The sequence below is a fragment of the Devosia sp. J20-27 genome (assembly GCF_055808595.1).
Genome location: NZ_CM147875.1, coordinates 3,423,471 through 3,444,456, shown reverse-complemented (window position 1 = coordinate 3,444,456; position 20,986 = coordinate 3,423,471). Strand labels below are relative to the sequence as shown.

The following is a 20,986-nucleotide window of genomic DNA, read 5'->3' as shown; positions in this document are numbered from 1 at the left end:
CGGCTGGCTGCGCCCTGAAAACGATTGCATCCTGCATTCCCGGCGGAAAACCGCAAGCCGAGCCCTTCGCGCTCACTTGCGGAATCTCGGGCTTGGCTTTATCTCCCGCCCATGACAGAGCCAGCCGCGTCCATCCCCGCCGAATCCGTTCTCATCATCGACTTTGGGTCGCAGGTGACCCAGTTGATCGCGCGCCGTTTGCGCGAGACTGGCGTCTATTGCGAAATCCACCCGTTCCTCAAGGCGGATGAGGCATTTGAGCGGATGCAGCCAAAGGGCGTGATCTTTTCGGGCGGCCCGGCCTCGGTCACCGACGAGAACAGCCCGCGGGCGCCGCAGGTCGTCTTCGACTCCGGTGTTCCCATTCTCGCCATTTGCTACGGCCAGCAAACCCTGGCCCTGCAGCAGGGCGGCAAGGTCGAAGGCGGTCATGGCCGCGAGTTCGGTCGCGCCGATGTCGAAATCCTCGAGGCGAGCCCGTTGTTCGACGGCCTCTGGGAGGTCGGTGGCCGCTATCCCGTGTGGATGAGCCACGGCGACCGCGTCACGCAACTGCCGGAAGGCTTCAAGGTCGTCGGCACCTCCGAGAACGCGCCGTTCGCCATCGCCGTCAATGAAGACAAGCGCTACTACACCACCATGTTCCACCCCGAAGTGGTCCATACCCCCGATGGCGGCAAGTTGCTGGCAAATTTCGTCCACAAGGTCGTCGGCCTGACCTCCGACTGGACCATGCACGCCTACCGCCAGCGCGCCGTCGAGAACATCCGCGCGCAGGTCGGCTCGGGCAGGGTGATCTGCGGCCTCTCGGGCGGCGTCGATTCCTCGGTCGCGGCGGTACTGATCCATGAGGCGATCGGCGACCAGCTGACCTGCATCTTCGTCGATCACGGCCTGATGCGTCAGAACGAGGCCACCGAGGTGGTGACCATGTTCCGCGATCACTACAACATTCCGCTCGTCCACGTGGACGCCGCCGACATGTTCATCGGCGCCCTCGAGGGCGAGTCTGACCCGGAAACCAAGCGCAAGACGATTGGCCGCCTTTTCATCGAAGTCTTTGAAGAGGAAGCAAAAAAGATCGGCGGCGCGCAGTTCCTGGCGCAGGGGACGCTCTATCCGGACGTCATCGAAAGCGTTAGCTTTTCGGGCGGTCCCTCGGTCACCATCAAGTCGCATCACAATGTCGGCGGCCTGCCCGAGCGCATGAACATGCAACTGGTCGAGCCGCTGCGTGAACTCTTCAAGGACGAAGTGCGCGCCCTGGGTCGCGAACTCGGGCTGCCCGACCGCTTCGTTGGCCGCCATCCGTTCCCCGGGCCCGGGCTGGCCATCCGGCTTCCCGGCGGCGTCAGCCGCGAAAAGCTCGATATCCTGCGCCAGGCCGATGCCATCTACCTCGACGAAATCCGCAAGGCCGGCCTCTACGAAAAGATCTGGCAGGCCTTTGCCGTGCTGCTGCCGGTGCAGACCGTTGGCGTCATGGGCGACGGTCGCACCTACGAATTCGTCTGCGCCCTGCGCGCCGTGACCTCGGTTGACGGCATGACGGCGGACTTCTTCCCCTACGACATGAACTTCCTCGGCCGCGCCGCCACGCGCATCATCAACGAAGTGCGCGGCATCAACCGCGTCGTCTATGACGTCACCAGCAAGCCGCCCGGCACCATCGAGTGGGAGTAAGGCGGCGCTAGCGTCCGCCGGACGCCGCAGGTCCTGCGGCCGGTCAGAGGCCCGGTTTCAGGGCAGGGCGCGCCGCTGAGCGTGACAAACTGGGCGTTTGCATTCCAAAGACCGCCTGACTATTGTGCCGCCGAATTCAGACCACCCAGCCAAGGCCTTAAATGTCTAACGAAACGATCTTCCGCGAAGTCGACGAAGAGCTCCGCGGTGACCGCCTCCGGGCCCTCTGGAAGCGTTTCGGTCCCTATGTGATCGGCGCGGCGGTGGCGATCGTGCTGCTGGTCGCGGTCAATGAAGGCTGGAGCTGGTGGCAGAACTCGCAGTCGGCCGCTGCATCCGACAAGTTCTATGCCGCACTCGAGATCGCTGACGGTTCCGACGCGGCTGCTGCCCAGCAGGCTTTCGCCGATGTAGAGGCGACGTCTCCGGCCGGCTATGCCACGCTGGCCCGCTTCCGCGAGGCCGGCCTGCTCGCCGAGCAGGGCAAGACCCAGGAGGCAATTGCCGCCTACGATGCCCTCGCCACCTCCGAGAGCAATCCTCACATCAAGTCGCTGGCGCTGGTCTTTGCGGCCAATCTGTTCGTCGATGCAGGTGACGTCGCTCAGGTTCAGCAGCGCGTCCAGGGTTTGACGGTTGCCGGCAATCCGATGCGCAATGCCGCGCGCGAAACCGTTGGTCTGGCCGAGTACAAGGCCGGCAATCTCGATGCAGCCGTTGTCGCATTCGAGGAAATCCTCGCCGATCCGCTCGGCAGCCGCGAAATGGTCGGCCGCATTCAGGTTTACGTTGCCCAGTTGACTGCTATGGGCGCCAAGAGTTCGGCCGATGCCGCTGCTGCGGCAGCTGCCGTCGACGACGCCGTTTCGGCCACCGAGGCCGCTCCTGCCGCCGGTGACGCAGCCGTGGGTGATGCGCCGGCAATCGACGTGACCGAACCGGCTGCCGATGCCGCGACGACGACAGAGGGCGCTGCGGCCAGCAACTAGGCCGGACCGCGCGCGCACAGGGATTCGACGATGAGTGTCACCGTAGCCATTGTCGGCCGTCCCAATGTCGGCAAATCGACGCTGTTCAACCGTCTGGTGGGCAAGCGCATCGCGCTGGTCGATGACACCCCCGGCGTCACCCGCGACCGGCGCGAGGCCGAAGGGCATATTGCCGACCTGAAATTCCGCGTGCTTGACACGGCCGGCTATGAAGACGTGACCGACGGCTCGCTCGAGGACCGCATGCGCCAGCAGACCGAGCTGGCGATCCGCGAGGCCGACGTCATCCTCTTCATGTACGACGCCCGTGCCGGCGTCGTGCCGCTCGACCAGCGCTTCGCCCAGGTGCTGCGCAAGGCCGGCAAGGACGTGCACCTTGTCGCCAACAAGGCTGAAGGCCGCGAGGCCAATCCCGGCATCACCGAGGGCTTCAAGCTCGGCTTTGGCGAACCGATCGCGCTCTCGGCCGAGCACGGCCTCGGCCTCTCCGAACTCCACAGCATCGTCTCCGAGGCCATCGACAGGGCCGCCGAGAAGTCCGCCGGCGAGGAGCTGCAGGAAATCGACCTGCCGCAGGTCGAGATCGAGCTGCCCGAGGACGACGGCTCCACCGAGGAAGGTCCGGCCCTGCGCTGGGACCCGCGGCGCCATCTCAACGTCGCCATTGTCGGGCGGCCCAATGCCGGCAAGTCGACGCTGGTCAATCGCATGGTCGGCGAAGAACGCGTCCTGACCGGTCCGGAGGCCGGCATCACCCGCGATTCCATCCTCGTTCCGTGGGAATTCGAGGGGCGCAAGATCAATCTCGTCGACACCGCCGGCATCCGGCGCAAGTCGCGCGTCAGCGGCAAGCTCGAACATCTGGCAGTCGGCGACTCCCTGCGCTCGATCCAGTATGCCGAAATCGTCGTGCTGCTGCTCGATGCCACTATCCCGTTCGAAAAGCAGGACCTGCAGCTCGCCGATCTGGTCGAGCGCGAGGGCCGGGGACTGGTGATCGCGGTCAACAAATGGGATCTCGTCGAAGACAAGAACAAGGCGCTGGCCGATCTTCGCGAGGCTTGCGACCGCCTCCTGCCGCAGTTGCGAGGCGTCCAGCTGGTTACCATTTCCGGGCTTCAGGGCCGCAATCTCGACCGGCTGATGAAATCGATCTTCGTGGCCGAGCAGAAGTGGAACACCCACGTGTCCACCGCGCGCCTCAATCGCTGGCTGGCCGGCATGACCGAAGGGCACCCCCCGCCGGCCGTATCGGGGCGGCGCCTCAAGCTGCGCTACATGACGCAGGCCAAGATCCGCCCGCCGAGCTTCATCGTCTTTGCCTCCCGGCCCGACGCCGTGCCGGCCTCCTATTCGCGCTACCTCGTCAACGGCCTGCGCGACGCCTTCGACATGCCGGGCACGCCGATCCGCATGTGGATGCGCGGCGGCAAGAATCCCTATGCTGACAAAGACTGATCCGTCTGCCCCTGACGGAACTTTCGGGTCCCGGCCCGATTGGCTATATACGGGCGTCCCTTAGTCAATTTTCGGTTGCGCCTTGTTCGTTGAAATCCTCATCGTTGCCATTCTGACGCTGGTCAATGGCTTGCTTTCGATGTCGGAACTGGCTGTGGTTTCGTCCCGTCCCGCCCGCCTCAAGGTGTTCGCTGCCGAGGGCAACAAGGGTGCCACCACAGCCCTCAAGCTGGCCGAGAACCCCGGCAAGTTCCTGTCTTCCGTGCAGATCGGCATCACCCTTGTGGGCGTTCTGTCGGGTGCATTTTCGGGCGCCACGCTGGGCGACCGGCTGGGCCGGGCGCTGATCGAGGCTGGCGCCGACCCGGCCGTCGCGCTGCCGCTGGGCGTCGGTATCGTCGTCATCATCATCACCTATCTCTCGCTCATCGTCGGCGAACTGGTGCCCAAGCAGATTGCCTTGCGCGACCCCGAGCGCGTGGCGTCCCGCGTCGCGCCGCTGATGGCGTTCATCGCCTCGGTCGGCGCGCCGGTGGTCTGGCTGCTCGACGTTTCCGGCCGCATCCTCCTCAAGCTGCTCGGCCAGGCCGGCGACACCGGCGAGCGGGTCACCGACGAGGAGGTCAAGACCATCATCGCCGAGGCCGAAAGCGCGGGGGTGCTCGAAAGCGAAGAGCGCCACATGATTTCGGGCGTCATGCGCTTTGCTGATCGCTCGGCGCGCGGCCTGATGACGCCGCGTCTCGATGTCGAGGTCATCGACCTCGCCGATCCGCAGGAGGAGATCGTCGAAAAGCTGCGGACCACCCGTCACTCGGTGCTGCCGGTGCAGGATGGCCTCTCCGACGACCAGATCGTCGGCGTCATCGTGCGCAAGGACTTGCTCGATACGCTGTTCAAGGGCGACCCACTCGATGCGCGCGCGCTGGTCAAGCAGGCGCCGGTGGTCATGGACCGCTCCGACGCTCTCGACGTGCTCAAGGCGCTGCGCGCGTCCCTCGTCCACCTGGCGCTCGTCTTCGACGAGTACGGCCATTTTGAAGGCATCGTGACGCCCGGGGATATCCTCGAGGCCATCACCGGCGCGTTTCAGGAAGAAGAGGGCGACGAGCCGGCCTATGTCACGCGCGCCGACGGCAGCTTCCTTGTCTCGGGCTGGATGCAGGCCGACGAGTTCGAGGACCGCATCGGCGTGCCGATCCCCAAGGATGCCAAGTTCGAGACCGTGGCCGGCTTCGTCCTCGCCGAGCTCAATCACCTGCCCGCGGTCGGCGAGACCTTTGTGCGTGGCCCGTGGACATTCGAAGTCGTCGACCTTGACGGTCGCCGCATCGACAAGGTGCTGGTCAAGCGCAGCTAGCGCCTCAGGCGGCTGTCGTCTCGCCGCTCTCGCGGTCGAACAGCATGCGGTTGTGCAGATATCCCGGCTCGATCATGTCGATCAGGCCGCCGGCGATCGCGCTGGGCATGGGCAGCGTATCGGGATCTTCTCCCGGCATCGCCTTGGCCCGCATCGCCGTGCGCACCGCACCGGGATAATAGAGGTTCACCTTGAGATTGGTGGTGGCCACCTCGGCCGCGTAGCTCTTGACCATCGCCTCCAGCGCCGCCTTGGCGGCAGCGTAGGGGCCCCAGAACGCCTTGGCCGAACGGGCGGACGATGACGAGATGAAGACGGCGCGTCCCGCTGTCGATTGCCGCAGCAGCAGGTCCAGCGAGCGGATCAACCGGTAGTTTGCCGTCACATTTACGGCCATCGACTGGTCGAACTCCTTGATCTCGACATGCGGCACCGGGCTCAGCGTCGCCAGCATGCCGGCATTGGCCACGAGGCCGTCGAGCTTCTTCCAGCGCTCGAAGATGGCGGCGCCCAGCCGGTCGATGCCGTCGCCATCGCGCAGGTCGAGCGGCACCAGCGTCGTCGAGCCGCCGGCGGCCTGGATCTCGTCGTCAAGCTCCTCGAGCCCGCCCACGGTGCGCGCCACGGCGATGACATGCGCGCCGCGGCGCGCCGCCTCCTTGGCCGCCTGATAGCCGATGCCGCGCGACGCCCCGGTAACGAGGACGACTTTGTCGGACAGGGTATTTTCAGTGGTCATGATCAGGCTCGCAATTGGGTTGCGAGCCTTCTAGCGGGGCAGCGACGAGGGGGAAAGCGGAAACCGCGTCAGCTGGCTTCCTTCATCATTGCCATCGTCTTCGAGCCATAGGCGCCGCGACCGTTGAGGTCGGTCAGTACCGTCGGATACTCGCCGGTAAAGTAGTGGTCGGTGAACTGCGGTGCAGCATTGTTGCGCGGTTCGCCGCCGACTGCCTGGTAAAGCCCGTCGATCGAGAGGAATGCCAGCGAGTCCACGCCGATGAATTTGGCCATCGCTTCCACGCTGTCGAACCGGTTGGCCAGCAGCCCGTCGGCGTCCGGCGTGTCGATGCCATAGAAGTCGGGGTAAAAGATCATCGGGCTGGCCACGCGGATATGCACTTCCGTGGCGCCGGCTTCGCGGATCATCTGCACGATCTTCATCGAGGTGGTGCCGCGCACGATGGAGTCGTCCACCAGCACCACGCGCTTGCCGGCAATCATCGCCCGGTTGGCCGAGTGCTTGAGCTTGACCCCGAAGGCGCGGATGGACTGCGTCGGCTCGATGAAGGTGCGGCCCACATAGTGGTTGCGGATGATGCCCAGCTCGAACGGTATGCCGCTCGACTGCGCATAGCCGATGGCCGCCGGCGTGCCGCCGTCGGGCACCGGCACCACCACGTCGGCCTCGACCGGCGCTTCCTGGGCCAGGTTGTGCCCCATGTTCTTGCGCGTCACATAGACGTTGCGACCGCCGACCACCGAGTCCGGACGGGCGAAATACACGTATTCGAACATGCACAGTCGCTCGGGTGTCGGCTTTTTCGGCTTGCGCGCGTCGATGCTGATGCTGCCGTCGGGCTGGATCTCGCAGATGATCACCTCGCCATTCTCGACATCGCGCACGAACTTGGCGCCGATGATGTCGAGGGCACAGCTCTCCGAACAGAAGATCGGCTTGCCATCGAGATCGCCCATCACCAGCGGCCGGATGCCGATCGGGTCGCGCGCCGCGATCAGCTTGGTGCGGGTCATTGCCAGCATCGAATAGCCGCCCTCCATCTGCCGGATGGCATCAATGAAGCGGTCGGTGGTCGAGGTATGGCGTGAGCGGGCGATCAGATGCAGCACCACTTCGGTATCCGACGTCGACTGGCAGATGGCGCCGGTGGCGATGATCTGCCGGCGCATCGTCAGGCCGTTGGTGAAATTGCCGTTATGCGCAATGGCAATCCCGCCTTCCTCGAGTTCGGCGAACAGTGGTTGCACATTGCGCAGCGCCACTTCGCCGGTCGTTGAGTAGCGGGTATGCCCGATCGAGATCGAGCCGGGGAGGCGGGCCAGCACCGCCGGGTCGGTGTAGTGGTCGCCGACCAGGCCCATGCGTTTTTCGGTATGGAACTGCCGCCCGTCGAAGCTGACGATGCCGGCGGCCTCCTGGCCCCGGTGCTGCAGGGCATGCAGCCCCAGCGCCGTCAGCGTTGCGGCTTCCGGGTGGCCCAGAACGCCGAAAACGCCACACTCTTCATGGAGTGTGTCGCCATCGAGCTCAAGCGGGTCGCGGGACATCTCGGTCATTGCGCACCTTCAGAAACGGATTGGGACCGCATATGCGGCCCCGGCAGAAAAAAAGCAACGCGTTCAAGCGAACGTCAGGTCTGCGCCTGCGGCACCTGCACGTCCACCGGCGGCAGCGGCGAGTCGTCTTCGCCTGCATCCGTACCTTCTTCGGCCGGCACGGCGTCATTGACCGGCAACTCGTCGGCATCGCCGCCGCGCTGCAGCAGCTTGGTCACCTGCTGCTCGAGATCGTCCGGCAGCACCGCAATCAGCTTGTCGCCGGTGTCCTGCAGATAGGGCAGCGATTTGGAGTCGCGGGCCCAGCTCGGCATCTTGTCCTGGCCGCCCGGGCCGTTGGTGTTGAGCAGCCACTCGCCGAACACCACCACGACCACGGCGATCAGCACGCCGCGCGCCACCCCGAAGATGAAGCCCAGGGTGCGGTCGAGCGGCCCGATCTTGCTGTCGACCACGAAGTCGGCAATGCGCATGGTGATCACGTGCAGCACGATCAGTGCCACGATGAAGCTGCCGACCACCGTCGCCACGTCCGCCACGATCTCTTCCTGGATATACTGCCGGGCGAAATCGAGGTGGTTGAAATACATGTAGGCGGCAATTGCCGCCGAGCCGGCCCAGGTCGCCAGCGACAGCACTTCGCGGGTTAGACCGCGTGCCGTCGCCAGGATCGCCGAAATCAGGATAAGTACGCCGACGCCGACGTCGAATGCGGTCAACATGGATTCAGGCCCGCCCCATGGGAAATCAATCCCCGTTTAGCCGCTTCTCCTCCCTCTGCCAAGTCGCCGCGGCCATCGCATTGCCGATGTTCACGGAAAGCATGCCCGGCAGCGCTGTGGTGCCGTGCCCGCCACGTCAATCTCGCCCTCTGGCATGCCTCTCCGCCCGGCCGGCGTTGCCGCCTCCGGTTGCTGAAGTTGGATCGGGCCCCGAGGCGCTTGCCGTCTCTGGGTATGATAATAACGAGACGGTAGCCGCCTCGGGGAACCGGGTTTTGTGGCATTGTCCCGCGCTTCGGGAGACTGGAGCCCGACTTGCCGCCCCTTTTCAACTCCGTGCACTTGGCCCAGGGGCGTGAGACGACTCCCTTCCCCCTCCCGGCAGTCCCCTCCGCAAGCGTTCGTCGCGCTTCCCGTCCGTCGCGGGGAGATGGGGATAGAGTACGCTCAGCGGTGAGGGCGGGGACAAGTTTTACGATGGGGCTGGATCATCCTGCTGCGTCAGTGGCTTGGAGGTGTCGTCGGCGCGCGAGTGATATCGGCGGGATGAATGACCCATCGTGGCTCTCGCCCCCACCCCGACCCTCCCCGCAAGGGGGAGGGTGATGGAGAGGCCGGTGGGGTGCCGCAGGCGCCGGCGGATACTGGGTCCCGGCGTACGCCGGGATGACATCCGGTGGGGTGGCAAGTGAGGGGCACCAACGGCAGAGAGACCTCATCCTGAGCCTGTCGAAGGACGAGGTCGAGTGCGCCGCAAGGTCGGGCGCCGATGCAGCCCCTCGTGGTTCGACAGGGCTCACCATGAGGAGCCTCACCATGAGGGGTGACGGTCACGAGACTGGCGAAGACTGAGGGCGGCTTATTCCGCCGCTTCCTGTCTTGGCTGTCCCTTGGCCGCGATGCGGCCAATGAGGTCGGCGAGGTCGGAGTATTCGGTGACGTCGATGCCGCCGGATTTGTCGCCGGCGCCGAGCCGGCCGGTGACGGCCGATTTGAACCCCAGTTTCTGCGCCTCGCGCAGCCGCAGCGAGGCATGCACCACCGGGCGGACCCCGCCGGCAAGGGAAATCTCGCCGAAATAGACCGCATCGGCTGGCAATGGCGAACCGGCGAGCGAGGAGATCAGCGCTGCTGCGACCGCGAGATCGGCAGCCGGTTCGTTGATTTTCAGTCCGCCCGCCACATTGAGGTAGATATCGTTGGCGCCGATGCGCACGCCGCAGCGCGTTTCCAGCACGGCCAACACCATCGACAGACGAGAGGACTCCCAGCCCACCACGGCCCGCCGCGGCGTGCCCAGGGGCGACGGCGACACCAGCGCCTGGATTTCGCACAGTACCGGGCGGGTGCCCTCCATGCCGGCGAACACCGCCGAGCCGGCCGAATCGCGGTCACGCTGGTCGAGGAACAGGGCCGACGGATTGGCGACCTCCTGCAGGCCGAGCGTCGACATTTCGAAGACACCGATCTCGTCGGTGGCGCCATAGCGGTTCTTGACCCCGCGCAGGATGCGGAAGGTGTGGCTGGCATCGCCCTCGAAATAGAGCACCGCGTCGACCATGTGCTCGACCACGCGCGGCCCTGCAATCTGCCCGTCCTTGGTGACGTGGCCGACCAGCACCACGGCCGCGCCCGACTTCTTGGCAAAGCGGGTCAGCGCCTGTGCCGAGGTTCGCACCTGCGTCACCGTGCCGGGCGCCGAATCGACCCGGTCGGTCCACAGCGTCTGGATCGAGTCGATGATCACCAGATGCGGGGCAGGGCCCTGCTGCAGGGTGGCGAGGATGATTTCGACATTGGTCTCGCTGGCCAGCAGCACTTCGCTGTCGCCGAGGCCGAGCCGCTGTGCCCGCAGCCGCACCTGGGCGATAGCTTCCTCGCCCGACACATAGACCACCCGCTTGCCTGAATTGGCCAGCGCTGCTGCCGCCTGCAGCAGCAGCGTCGACTTGCCGATGCCCGGATCTCCGCCGACCAGCACCGCCGACCCCATGACGAAGCCGCCCCCGGTCACCCGGTCCAGTTCAGCCAGCCCGGTGACAACGCGCGCCGCGCTTTCGATCTCGCCCGACAGCGGCACCAGTTGCGTCGGGCGGCCACTGGCCGTTGCCGATTTGGGACCGGCGCCGACACCGGAATCGACGATCTCCTCGACAATGGTGTTCCACTCGCCGCAGGCCTCGCAACGACCCACCCAGCGGGCCGTCGCCGCACCGCACGATTGGCACACATAAGATGTCTTGGTCCTGGCCACGGCACTGCTCCCCGGAAAGAAACGTTTCTAGACAACCCCTGACAGATCATCAAGAACAAAGAGTGAACTTAAGCTGCCAGCGACCACTTGCGCAGCAACTCGTAGCGACCCTCGCTGGCCACGTGGCGCACCAGTGCAAACTCGCGCACCGGCACCTCGACGGACCGCGCCAGCGGCGCGTGCGGCACGAGGCTCGGGCTTTCGCCCAGCACCAGCATCGGTCCCTCGCCGGTCTCGATGCGGTAGCCCAGTCCGCGCTCCCGCAGGCCGGCGCGCAGCATGTCAGCCAGGACCTCGATCTCGGCGACCGACTGCAACCCGACGACCACCGGATGCAGTCCGTCCGGGCCGATCTGGCTCTCGACGTCGGTGAGCGCCAGCGCAAAGCGGCGCATCTCGATGCTCGCGCCGCAGGCGGCGATGTGGTCGAGTTCCTCGGTTTCGATATCCTCGGCCGACCCCAGATGCAGCAGCGGGACATGAAACAGGTCCGAGACCAGCAGGTGGTCGGTCAGTCCGTGCCGCGACGCCAGCAACTCGCCGATGGCCAGAATGGCGCCGGCCGACTTGCCGCCGAGCAGCACAGCCAGCAACAGGGTGTCAGCGGCGCCGGACGCCTCCGGCGCCGTGTCGTCTGCGGTGGCCGGATTGGGGTCTTCGGCCGCTGTCAGCAAGGCTGCCGGCGGCCTGAAATCGTCAAACAGCGATAGCTGACCGGGATGCGATCGCGCCATGGTCTCGTCCAGTTCGTGGGTCCGGTAAACCTAGCAGGTCATCCGAGTCGAACAAGAACAAAGTGCGAACAATTCACCACCGGCCGCCGTCGCCTACGCCAGCACGCCGGTCCAGCGCAGGACGAGCAGGATCAGGCCCGCTGTCATGACGGTGCCGAAAAACCGGAAGGTGTATCGTGTTGCCCGCTCGGGCAGAAAGGTGTCGAAGACCTGTCCCCGGGTGGCGCCGTACCGCACCGCGATCGCCGAGAGCGGGCACTTGAGGCCATTGCCGACGAACACCACGACTTCGACGGCGAGCAGGGCCAGCGCCACCCATAGCCAGATGCCTTGCGCACCTGTGATCCCCGCATAGAGCAGTACGAAGGTCGAGAAGGCCATCACGATATAGATCGCGGTGTGGACGAAGCGGATGATGGCGAGACGTTGTGCGTCGGTGGTCATCGCTTGCTCCGCCGTTGGCTACTCCGAAGCCGGCTCGCTCTCGACATAGCTGCGCGAATAGCGGCCCTTCAGGCTGGTCAGGATCTCGTAGCCGATGGTGTTGCCGACATCGGCCTGGTCGTCGATCGAAATGTTGGGACCCAGCACCTCGACCATGTCGCCCGGATTGGGCATTTCGCCCAGGTCGGTAATGTCGATCTGCGTCATGTCCATCGACACCCGCCCGAGCACCGGTGCGAACTGGTTGTTGATCACCACGCGTCCGCCGGTCCGGCTGTTGGTGCTCGACTGGTGCCGGAAAAAGCCGTCGGCATAGCCGATGCCGACCACCGCCACCCGGCTGTCCCGCGCCACCGTCTGCAGCGCGCCATAGCCGACCGACTCGCCGGTGCGGATCTCCTTGATCTGCAGGATCGGCGCCTCCAGCGTCACAACCGGCGACATCGGGTTGCGCCGGCCCTGCACGGCGCGGCCGCCATAGAGCGCAATGCCGGGGCGCACCATCTGGAAATGGTTCTCGCGGCCGGTCATCAGCGCCGCCGAATTGGCCATCGAGGCCGGCACATTCGGAAACTGCGCCAGCACCGAGGTGAACAGCGCCAGCTGCGTCCGGTTCTTTTCGTGTTGCGGCTGATCGGCACAGGCGAAATGGCTCATGATCATCTGCGGCGAATAGCCGAGTTCATCGATCATCCGCTTGACCACACCGGCCTCGTTGAGGCGGAAGCCGAGGCGGTTGATGCCGGTATCGAAATGCAGCGACGCCGGCAGCAACTCGTTGCGCGCGAGGCACGCCTGCATCCACTCTTCCAGCATCGGGATCGAGCAGAGGCATGGCATCAGCCGCTCACCGACATAGAGCGGCGCGGCGCCGGGGTAGAGCCCGTTGAGGATGAAGATATGGGTGTCGTCGGGCAGCGCGGCGCGCACCGCAATGCCCTCGTCGGGCGTTGCCACAAAGAAGAACCTGGTGCCCGCCTGGTAGAGCGCCCGCGACGCCTGCACGAGGCCCACGCCATAGGCGTCTGCCTTCACCGCAGCGCCGGTCAGCGCCCCGCGGCTGACCTTGTCGAGCGCCTGCCAGTTCCGCTTCAGCGCCCCAAGATCGACCGTGAGGCGCGCTCCGTATCCCGTCGCCACCGCCGGTGCCGGCATCATTACTCCATCCTTTCCGGCAGGTAGTCGGCCTTGGCCAGATTGCCGAAGCGCGTGAACTGCGCCTCAAAGCTGAGCTGCACCGTGCCGGTCGGGCCGTGGCGCTGCTTGCCGATGATCACTTCGGCCTTGCCATGCACCTGTTCCATCTCGCCCTGCCACGCCAGATGCTCCGGCGTGCCCTCCTTGGGCTCCTTGTTCTTGAGGTAGTACTCCTCGCGATAGACGAACAGCACCACGTCGGCGTCCTGCTCGATCGACCCCAATTCGCGCAAGTCCGACAGCTGCGGATGCTTGTCGTCGCGGTTTTCCACCTGACGGCTGAGCTGGCTGAGCGCGATGATCGGCACCTCGAGCTCCTTGGCCAGCGCCTTGAGCGTGGTGGTGATCTCGGTCAGTTCCTGCACGCGGTTCTCGCTCGACTTCTTCGACGAGCCCGAGAGCAGCTGCAGATAGTCGACGATCAGCAGGTCGAGGCCCTTCTGCCGCTTCAGTCGCCGCGCCCGCGCCGCCAGCTGCTGCACCGAAATGCCGCCGGTATCGTCGATATAGAGCGGCACCGCCGCCATCAGGTTGGAGACATCCACCAGCCGCGAGAACTGGCTCTCGTGAATATTGCCGCGGCGGATGTCGGACGACGAGATTTCCGACTGTTCGGCCAGAATACGCGTCGCCAGCTGCTCGGCGCTCATTTCCAGCGAGAAGAACCCCACCTGCCCACCATCGACGGTCTTGCGGTGTCCGTCGGGGGTCACGTCGCCCTTCCAGTTCTTGGCGACATGGAAGGCGATGTTGGTTGCCAGCGAGGTCTTGCCCATCGCCGGACGCGCCGCGAGGATGATGAGGTCGGAGCGCTGCAGGCCGCCCATCAGCCGGTCGAGATCGTTCAGCCCGGTCGCCGTGCCCGACAGCGTGCCATCGCGCGAATAGGCTTCACCGGCCATGGTGATGGCCTGCTTGAGCGCTTCGTTGAACGGCTGGAAGCCGCCATCATAGCGGCCCTTTTCCGCCAGATCGAAGAGCTGCTTCTCGGCTTCCTCGATCTGCTTGTTGGCCGTCTCCTCGACTTCCGAGTGATAGGCCGTCGACACCATCTCCTCGCCGATCTGGATCAGGTTGCGGCGGATGGCGAGGTCGTAGATGGTCTGTCCGTAGTCGCCGGCATTGATGACCGTCGTCGCTTCGGCGGCCAGGCGTGCCAGGTATTGCGGCATCGACATTTCGGCGGTCAGCGCTTCGGGCAGGTGCGTCTTGAGCGTCACTGGCGTTGCCGTCCGCCCGGCGCGGATCACCTTGGCGACGACCTCGTATATCTCGCGATGGATCGGCTCGTAGAAGTGGTCGGCGAGCAGGAAATCGGAGACACGGTAGAACGCCTCGTTGTTGACCAGCACGGCGCCCAGCAACGCTTGCTCGGCTTCCACGTTGTGTGGAGCGAGGCGAAAGCTCTTGTCTTCTTCCGGGTGGAGCCGCCGAACGTTCTCTGCCATGTCGTCTGTGAGTCTTTCCTGTCTTCGCTAAGAATTCCTTAACCACTTGCAGCAGGCGCCGCACTGGAAAAGGCCGCCATCAAGGCAACATCATTTGCCTCCCGGCCGTCTCCTGTGGGTAGTGTTGAAAGCGGGGGAAACCGACACTGCCGGTTGCGAATCGGGTCGCAGCCGCAGCTGACCGACCAACAGTACAGGGGAAACGCATGATTTCGAAGTGGCGCTGGCTCCTGGAGCAGTTCACCGCCCGGCTATGGGTCCGCGCCACGCTGTTTGCCGCCGTCGGCGTGGCGACGGCGCTGCTCGGCGTATTGGCCGAGACATTCACCCCCTGGGAAGTCGGCGACGTCATCGGCGCCGACTCGGTGGGCACGGTGCTCAACGTCCTGGCCAGCAGCATGCTCGCCGTCACCACCTTCTCGCTCGGCGTGATGATCTCCGCCTACAGCGCCGCCAGTTCGAACGTGACGCCGCGCGCCACCCGCCTGCTGCGCCGCGATTCCACCTCGCAGAACGTGCTCTCGACCTTCATCGGTTCGTTCCTCTTCAGCCTCGTCGGCATTGTCACCCTCAGCATCGAGGGCTACGGCCAGACGGGGCGCATCGTGCTCTTCGTCGTCACCCTGGGCGTCATCGTCGCGACGCTGCTGCGCTGGATCGAGCACGTCAACGGCCTCGGCCGGGTAGGGGAGACGACCAGCCTGGTCGAACGCGCCGCGCTCAAGGCGATCGATGCAAGGCTCATGACACCCTGTCTCGGCGGTCACCCTCTGGTCGATGCCAAGTTGCAGGTGCCGCAGAGCGCCATGGGCATCGAGGCGACCAGCGCCGGCTATGTCCAGCATATCGATGCCGGCGCGCTGCAGAGCTGGTGCAATCGCAACAAGGCGCGGGTGTACCTTGCCGTCCTGCCGGGCACCTTTGCCCATCCCGGCCGCAAGATCGGCTGGATCGACGGGGCTGATGAATGCGAGATGGAGGATCGCCAGGAGGCCCTGCGCAGCGCGGTGACGATCGCCAAGGAGCGCACCTACGATCAGGACCCGCGCTTTGGCCTGATCGTGCTGAGCGAGATCGCCTCGCGCGCGCTGTCGCCGGGCATCAACGATTCCGGTACTGCAATAGACGTCATTGGCCGTCAGCTGCGGCTGATGCTCGAATGGGCAAAGCCGCCGACGGAGGAATCCAGGGAACTCAAGTGCCCGCTGATCTTCGTTCCCCCGATCCGGGACGACGATCTCTTCGACGACGCCTTCTCGATGATCGCCCGCGATGGCGCCGACAAGGTGGAAGTGCAGATCCGGCTGCAAAAAGCCCTGCGCATCCTCGCCAGTGTCGGCAACGAACCCTTTCGTCTGTCCGCCCGCCACATGTCCCGCATCGCACTCGAACGCGCTGAAGCGGCGCTGCCGCTGGAGAGCGACAAGGAGCGGGTCCGCGATCTGGCGCGCCTCGCGCAGGCCTGAGCCGCGGGGCAGGGCGTCAGGACTGGCCCATTGGATCCGCGTCCAGTGCCGCAATGACCCGTTTGAGCATGTCCAGGAACGCCTCGCGCTCGGCTGCATCGAGCCCCGATAGCGCCAGATCATTGGTCTCGAATGCGGCCTTGAACGCCACGTCCGCCCGCTGCTGCCCGGCCGGAGACAGGCGGATCACCGAACTGCGCCGGTCGCTGGGCGACGGCTGCCGCAGGATCAAGCCGTCCCGCTCCATCCGTGCCAGCGTGTTGGCCATGGTCGGTTGTTCGACGGCGGCATAGAGCGCCAGCTGCTTCTGGGTCATGCCCGAGCCATCGGTCAGTGCAAAGAACACCGGCATGCAGCCCGCCGAGCCACCCGCCAGCCGCCGCTCGACCGCTCGAATGAACAGCCGCGCCGCCCAGTTGCTGAGATAACCAGCTGATCGTTCGCGCTGATAGTTCATAGCTTGCTATTGATTTGCATAGTATGCTATCAAAATCACGGAAGTGATATCCGGGCAAGGAGTTTCCAGATGGTCGCCAGAAGTACACCTGACCGTTATGGCAGTGTCGCCGTTCTGATCCATTGGGCCAGTGCTGCGGCCGTCATCCTCGCTTTCGCCGCCGGCTTCGCCGTCGCCGACCTGCTGCCAACCGCTCAGCAGGCGCCGGTACTGCTGGTGCACATCATGCTGGGGCTGAGCGTCCTAGTTCTGACGCTGCTGCGCATTGTCTGGTGGTGGGCGGTCGACAAGGCGCCGGCCCATAGCGCCGCCGAGCCGGCCTGGCGCCATATCGCCGCCCGCGCCGTGCATCTTGGCCTCTATGCCATCCTGATCCTGATGGCCATCAGCGGCATCGCTACCACGGTGCTCTCGGGTGCCTTGCCGGCGATCCTTAGCGGCGGCCCGCTGCCCGACTTCTCGGGCCTCCTGCCGCGCGTCACGCACGGCCTGATGAGCAAGGTCCTGCTGCTGCTCTTTGTGCTGCACGTCGCCGCCGCCCTCTGGCACCAGTACGTGCTGCGCGACAATCTGCTGGCGCGGATGGGCGTCGGTCGCCCCTGAGGCAATCCGCCAGACAAAGAAAAAGGCCGGGATTGCTCCCGGCCTTTTCATTGCTGTCTGCCGGAGCAGATTTATTCGTCGTCGCCGTAACCATCTTCGGCAGCTGAGCCGACTTCGGCCTGGCCAGCAGCGAATTCCTCGGCTGCTTCATCGTCAAAGGTGTTGACCGTGAGGTCTTCACCCTTGGCCTGACGGGCGGCCTCGTCTTCCGAGCGGGCCACGTTGACGGTGACCGTCACGTCGACTTCGGCGTGCAGGTGCAGCGGCACCGTGTGCAGGCCGACGGTCTTGATCGGATCGGCGAGAACCACCTGCGAACGGGAAACGGTCTGGCCGTCGGTGCTCAGGGCATCGGCGATGTCACGCGAGCTGACCGAACCATAGAGCTGGCCGGTTTCGCCGGCCTGGCGGATCACGACGACCACCTTGCCATTGAGACCGGTCGCAATGCCGGCTGCGGCCTCGCGACGTTCCTGGTTGCGCGACTCGATCTGGGCGCGATCGCGCTCGAACCGGGCGCGGTTGGCTTCGGTGGCGCGCAGGGCCTTCTGCTGCGGCAGCAGGAAGTTGCGGGCAAAGCCGTCCTTGACGGTGACTTCGTCGCCGATATGGCCCATTCGGCCAACGCGCTCGAGGAGAATGACTTTCATCTTGGATTCTTTCTGTGCTGTCCCGCCGGATTGGCGGTTAGGGGCGCGAGACCATCTCGCACTCCAACGGCGAGTCAGCGCGCTCTTCAGCGCTGGCCGCCTTTTAGTGCAGACAGTCAGCGCGCTCTTCAGCGCTGACCGCCTTGTTCAGTTCCGCAGCTTAGCTGACGGCGTAGGGCATGATGCCGATGAAGCGGGCGCGCTTGATGGCGCGGGCCAGTTCACGCTGCTTCAGCGCCGACACGGCAGTGATGCGGGAGGGGACGATCTTGCCGCGCTCGGACACGTAGCGCTGCAGCAGGCGGACGTCCTTGTAGTCGATCTTGGGAGCGTTGGCGCCCGAGAACGGGCAGGTCTTGCGCCGGCGCTGGAAGGGACGGCGAGCCTGCGAAGTGGTCAGGTCACGAATGGCCATGGGAAATGATCCTTTCCAGTACTAGAAACGGCGGGGACGGCGTTCGCCGCGGTCGAAACCGCCACGGCCGCCCGGACGATCGCCATCATCGCGATCGCGCTTCTGCATCATTGCCGACGGGCCTTCTTCCAGCTCGTCAACGCGCACGGTCATGAAGCGCAGGATGTCTTCGTTGATGCGCATCTGGCGCTCCATTTCGGCCACGGCGGCCGACGGAGCGTCGATGTTGAGCAGGCTGTAATGTGCCTTGCGGTTCTTCTTGATGCGGTACGAGAGCGACTTGAGGCCCCAGTACTCGTTCTTGGTCACCTTGCCGCCGCCCTGGGACAGGACCTCGGTCAGGGTGTTGGTCAGTTCTTCGACCTGCTGGGCGGAAACGTCCTGCCGGGCGAGAAAGATATGCTCGTAGAGGGCCATGAAGCGCCTTCCTTTGCGAGTGGTTTCACACTGTACTCTTTCGGCGCGGAGCCCCTTTGAAGCCGGAAAGGCGCCAAAGCAGTCTTGCAAAGAGCGGGAACACGGGAGGCCGGGACAAGTCCCTATCGGCAGCGGCCGACCCTCCGTTCAGCCCCCGGCCGAACGAATACGAGGCGGGCTATAGGGGAAAAGGGTCCAACTGGCAAGGGATGCGCGTAAGAAGCTGGATCCTGAGGTCTACCCTCGAAACGAGTATCGCACAGAGATGTGGCGTTGCTCAATGCAAGGCCAGCACCAACAAGCGAGGCCCTTGGTAGACACTCGAGAACGTGCCACGATTGTCCATGGCCATCCGCATCCCCACCCGATCCGACATTGTCGCCGCCGAAGCCCTGATCCGTCCGCATGTGCGCCGCACGCCGGTGATCGAGGTCGACGCTGCCGACTTCGAACTCGCCGGCGGGCCGCTGACCTTCAAGCTTGAATTCCTGCAGCACTCGGGCACCTTCAAGGCCCGTGGTGCTTTCAACAATATCCTGAGCCGTCCTGGCGCCGAGCAGGGCGTCGTGGCGGCGTCCGGAGGCAATCATGGCGCTGCAGTCGCGTATGCAGCGCAGAAGCTGGGCTATCCCGCCCGCATCTACGTGCCGTCGATTTCCTCGCCGGCCAAGCTCGCGCGGATCAAGTCCTACGGCGCCGAGGTCATCATTGTCGGCGACAGCTACGCCGAAGCCTATGCCGCCAGCCGCGACTGGGCCGAAACCAATGGCGGTCTGCAACTGCACGCCTACGATGCCTTCGAAACCGTGGCCGGGCAGGGCACCATGGCCCTGGAACTCTCCGAGCAGGCGCCCGATCTCGATACCGTGCTGATTGCCGTCGGCGGCGGAGGCCTCATCGGCGGCGCCGCGGCCTGGTTTGGTGGCGACGTCCATATTGTCGGCGTCGAGCCCGAAGCCGCCCCAACCCTCGAACGCGCCCTTGCCGCCGGAGCCCCGGTGGATGTCGCCGTCAGCGGCGTGGCCGCCGACAGCCTCGGCGCCCGCCGCATCGGCGACACGACCTTCGCTTTGGCCGCGCAGATCGACCGCGCCGTGCTGGTGTCCGACGGCGCCATCACGGCCGCGCAGCATGCCCTATGGGACGTCCTGCGCGTCATTGCCGAGCCCGGCGGTGCCGCCGCGCTCGCTGCGCTGCTCTCGGGCCGCTATGTCCCTTCGCCCGGCGAGCGGGTCGGTGTGGTGCTCTGTGGCGCCAATACCAATCCGGCCAGCCTCGCCTAGGGACAGCGGCCGCCTGCCGCCATCATTTGCTGTGAGCGAACTCCCGTCATCGGCTGGCTTGCCTTGACTTTGCCGCACCCCTCCGGCACTTGGCGCGCCCAACTGGACGGAGCCGCGCCCGCGGCCTAGTCTCGACGGAAAACGGGAGGCATCATGGCCAAGCGCGCGTTTACCTTCCCCGGGCAGGGGAGCCAGGCTGTCGGCATGGGCAAGGATCTCGCCGATGCCTACCAGGAAGCCCGCAATGTCTTTGCCGAAGTCGATGACGCACTCGGCCAGAAGCTCTCGACCATCATGTTCGAAGGCCCCGACGACGCGCTGCGCCTCACCGAGAACGCCCAGCCGGCACTGATGGCCGTTTCGGTGGCCGTCACCCGCGTGCTCGCCGCCCGCGGCGCTGCTCTCGCCGATCATGCCGCCTATGTCGCCGGTCATTCGCTCGGCGAGTATTCGGCACTGGCCGCGGCCGGTGCCTTCAGTCTGGGCGACGCCGCACGGCTGCTCAGGATCCGGGGTCAGGCCATGCAGCAGGCTGTGCCAGTCGGGCAGGGCGCCATGGCGGCCATCCTCGGGCTCGATCTCGAAACCGTGCTCGCCGCCGCAACCGCTGCCAGCGATGGCGAGGTCTGTGGCGTTGCCAATGACAATGCCCCTGGCCAGGTGGTGATCTCCGGCCACGCCGGCGCCGTCGCCCGCGCCATCGAGGCCCTCAAGGCCGCCGGCGCCAAGCGTGCCCTGCCGCTGCCGGTCAGCGCGCCGTTCCACTGCGCACTGATGCGCCCCGCCGCTGACGCCATGGAGGCGGCACTCGCCGGCGTCGCCATGCAGGCGCCGGTTGTCCCGGTCGTCGCCAACGTGCTGGCCCAGCCGATCTCGGACCCCGATGAAATCCGCAAGCGCCTCGTCGAGCAGGTCACCGGCATGGTGCGCTGGACCGAATGCGTGCAGTGGATGACCGGCCCGGGTGGCGTCACCGAACTGGTCGAGCTCGGCTCCGGCAAGGTGCTCTCCGGTCTCGCCCGCCGCATCAATCCCGACGTTGCCGCGGTCTCCATCGGCGCCCCTGCCGATGTCGATGCCTTCATTGAATCTCTTTCTCTTTAGGAGC

General features: G+C 65.5%; 20 protein-coding genes. 8 read left to right on the top strand and 12 right to left on the bottom strand.

What is annotated here, in order from left to right; all coding sequences use genetic code 11:
• Positions 1 to 111: 111 nt before the first annotated feature.
• The 4 genes from guaA to AC0L4C_RS17060 all read left to right on the top strand — a co-directional run bounded on the left by guaA (position 112) and on the right by AC0L4C_RS17060 (position 5,490).
• A complete protein-coding gene (gene guaA / locus AC0L4C_RS17075; RefSeq protein ID WP_473400911.1) occupies positions 112 to 1,683 on the top strand; it encodes a glutamine-hydrolyzing GMP synthase in 1,572 nt (523 codons plus the stop codon).
• Between the two features lie 161 nt (positions 1,684 to 1,844).
• Positions 1,845 to 2,672: a tetratricopeptide repeat protein gene (locus AC0L4C_RS17070; protein WP_473400910.1), complete on the top strand. Its 828-nt coding sequence runs from the start codon at positions 1,845 to 1,847 to the stop codon at positions 2,670 to 2,672.
• 30 nt (positions 2,673 to 2,702) lie between these two features.
• Positions 2,703 to 4,130 (top strand): ribosome biogenesis GTPase Der, encoded by a 1,428-nt coding sequence (der, locus tag AC0L4C_RS17065; protein ID WP_473400908.1) that lies wholly within the window; start codon positions 2,703 to 2,705, stop codon positions 4,128 to 4,130.
• Between the two features lie 82 nt (positions 4,131 to 4,212).
• Entirely contained in the window at positions 4,213 to 5,490 is a 1,278-nt protein-coding gene (locus tag AC0L4C_RS17060; RefSeq protein ID WP_473400907.1) for a hemolysin family protein, read from the top strand.
• A 4-nt stretch (positions 5,491 to 5,494) separates the two neighbouring features.
• Here the strand turns inward: AC0L4C_RS17060 and AC0L4C_RS17055 are convergent, their stop codons facing one another.
• The 8 genes from AC0L4C_RS17055 to AC0L4C_RS17020 form a co-directional block, all read right to left on the bottom strand.
• Positions 5,495 to 6,229 (bottom strand): SDR family NAD(P)-dependent oxidoreductase, encoded by a 735-nt coding sequence (locus tag AC0L4C_RS17055; protein WP_473400906.1) that lies wholly within the window; start codon positions 6,227 to 6,229, stop codon positions 5,495 to 5,497.
• A gap of 68 nt (positions 6,230 to 6,297) precedes the next feature.
• Positions 6,298 to 7,788, bottom strand: a complete 1,491-nt coding sequence (purF, locus tag AC0L4C_RS17050) for an amidophosphoribosyltransferase (RefSeq protein WP_473400905.1) — start codon at positions 7,786 to 7,788, stop codon at positions 6,298 to 6,300.
• A gap of 74 nt (positions 7,789 to 7,862) precedes the next feature.
• Positions 7,863 to 8,510, bottom strand: a complete 648-nt coding sequence (locus AC0L4C_RS17045; protein WP_473400904.1) for a CvpA family protein — start codon at positions 8,508 to 8,510, stop codon at positions 7,863 to 7,865.
• Positions 8,511 to 9,369: 859 nt separating this feature from the next.
• A complete protein-coding gene (gene radA / locus AC0L4C_RS17040) occupies positions 9,370 to 10,764 on the bottom strand; it encodes a DNA repair protein RadA (RefSeq protein ID WP_473400903.1) in 1,395 nt (464 codons plus the stop codon).
• Positions 10,765 to 10,832: 68 nt separating this feature from the next.
• Positions 10,833 to 11,498 carry a 2'-5' RNA ligase family protein gene (locus tag AC0L4C_RS17035; RefSeq protein ID WP_473400902.1) on the bottom strand — a complete coding sequence of 222 codons (666 nt, stop codon included), beginning with the start codon at positions 11,496 to 11,498 and terminating at the stop codon, positions 10,833 to 10,835.
• A 93-nt stretch (positions 11,499 to 11,591) separates the two neighbouring features.
• Entirely contained in the window at positions 11,592 to 11,942 is a 351-nt protein-coding gene (locus AC0L4C_RS17030; protein WP_473400901.1) for a hypothetical protein, read from the bottom strand.
• 18 nt (positions 11,943 to 11,960) lie between these two features.
• Positions 11,961 to 13,100, bottom strand: a complete 1,140-nt coding sequence (gene alr / locus AC0L4C_RS17025) for an alanine racemase (RefSeq protein WP_473400900.1) — start codon at positions 13,098 to 13,100, stop codon at positions 11,961 to 11,963.
• Positions 13,100 to 14,587 (bottom strand): replicative DNA helicase, encoded by a 1,488-nt coding sequence (locus AC0L4C_RS17020; protein ID WP_473400899.1) that lies wholly within the window; start codon positions 14,585 to 14,587, stop codon positions 13,100 to 13,102. The genes alr and AC0L4C_RS17020 overlap by 1 nt, the downstream gene beginning before the upstream one ends.
• A gap of 206 nt (positions 14,588 to 14,793) precedes the next feature.
• Between AC0L4C_RS17020 and AC0L4C_RS17015 the strand changes: the two genes are divergently transcribed.
• Positions 14,794 to 16,053: a DUF2254 domain-containing protein gene (locus AC0L4C_RS17015; protein ID WP_473400897.1), complete on the top strand. Its 1,260-nt coding sequence runs from the start codon at positions 14,794 to 14,796 to the stop codon at positions 16,051 to 16,053.
• Between the two features lie 16 nt (positions 16,054 to 16,069).
• Here the strand turns inward: AC0L4C_RS17015 and AC0L4C_RS17010 are convergent, their stop codons facing one another.
• Positions 16,070 to 16,510, bottom strand: coding sequence for a MarR family winged helix-turn-helix transcriptional regulator (locus AC0L4C_RS17010; RefSeq protein WP_473400896.1), 441 nt, complete (start codon positions 16,508 to 16,510; stop codon positions 16,070 to 16,072).
• 69 nt (positions 16,511 to 16,579) lie between these two features.
• Between AC0L4C_RS17010 and AC0L4C_RS17005 the strand changes: the two genes are divergently transcribed.
• Positions 16,580 to 17,113: a cytochrome b gene (locus AC0L4C_RS17005; RefSeq protein WP_473400895.1), complete on the top strand. Its 534-nt coding sequence runs from the start codon at positions 16,580 to 16,582 to the stop codon at positions 17,111 to 17,113.
• Between the two features lie 71 nt (positions 17,114 to 17,184).
• On the opposite strand, the gene rplI is transcribed toward AC0L4C_RS17005, so the two are convergent.
• From rplI to rpsF, 3 genes are all read right to left on the bottom strand, one after another.
• Positions 17,185 to 17,763 carry a 50S ribosomal protein L9 gene (gene rplI / locus AC0L4C_RS17000; RefSeq protein ID WP_473400894.1) on the bottom strand — a complete coding sequence of 193 codons (579 nt, stop codon included), beginning with the start codon at positions 17,761 to 17,763 and terminating at the stop codon, positions 17,185 to 17,187.
• Positions 17,764 to 17,923: 160 nt separating this feature from the next.
• The gene (gene rpsR / locus AC0L4C_RS16995) at positions 17,924 to 18,178 is read right to left on the bottom strand and encodes a 30S ribosomal protein S18 (protein WP_473400893.1); all 255 of its coding nucleotides are present in this window, start codon (positions 18,176 to 18,178) and stop codon (positions 17,924 to 17,926) included.
• A 21-nt stretch (positions 18,179 to 18,199) separates the two neighbouring features.
• Positions 18,200 to 18,595 (bottom strand): 30S ribosomal protein S6, encoded by a 396-nt coding sequence (gene rpsF, locus AC0L4C_RS16990; protein ID WP_473400892.1) that lies wholly within the window; start codon positions 18,593 to 18,595, stop codon positions 18,200 to 18,202.
• 344 nt (positions 18,596 to 18,939) lie between these two features.
• Between rpsF and AC0L4C_RS16985 the strand changes: the two genes are divergently transcribed.
• Together AC0L4C_RS16985 and fabD are read left to right on the top strand one after the other, a co-directional pair.
• Positions 18,940 to 19,878, top strand: a complete 939-nt coding sequence (locus AC0L4C_RS16985) for a threonine/serine dehydratase (RefSeq protein ID WP_473400891.1) — start codon at positions 18,940 to 18,942, stop codon at positions 19,876 to 19,878.
• 153 nt (positions 19,879 to 20,031) lie between these two features.
• On the top strand, positions 20,032 to 20,982 hold the full coding sequence (gene fabD / locus AC0L4C_RS16980) for an ACP S-malonyltransferase (protein ID WP_473400890.1): 951 nt from the start codon (positions 20,032 to 20,034) through the stop codon (positions 20,980 to 20,982).
• Positions 20,983 to 20,986: the final 4 nt, after the last annotated feature.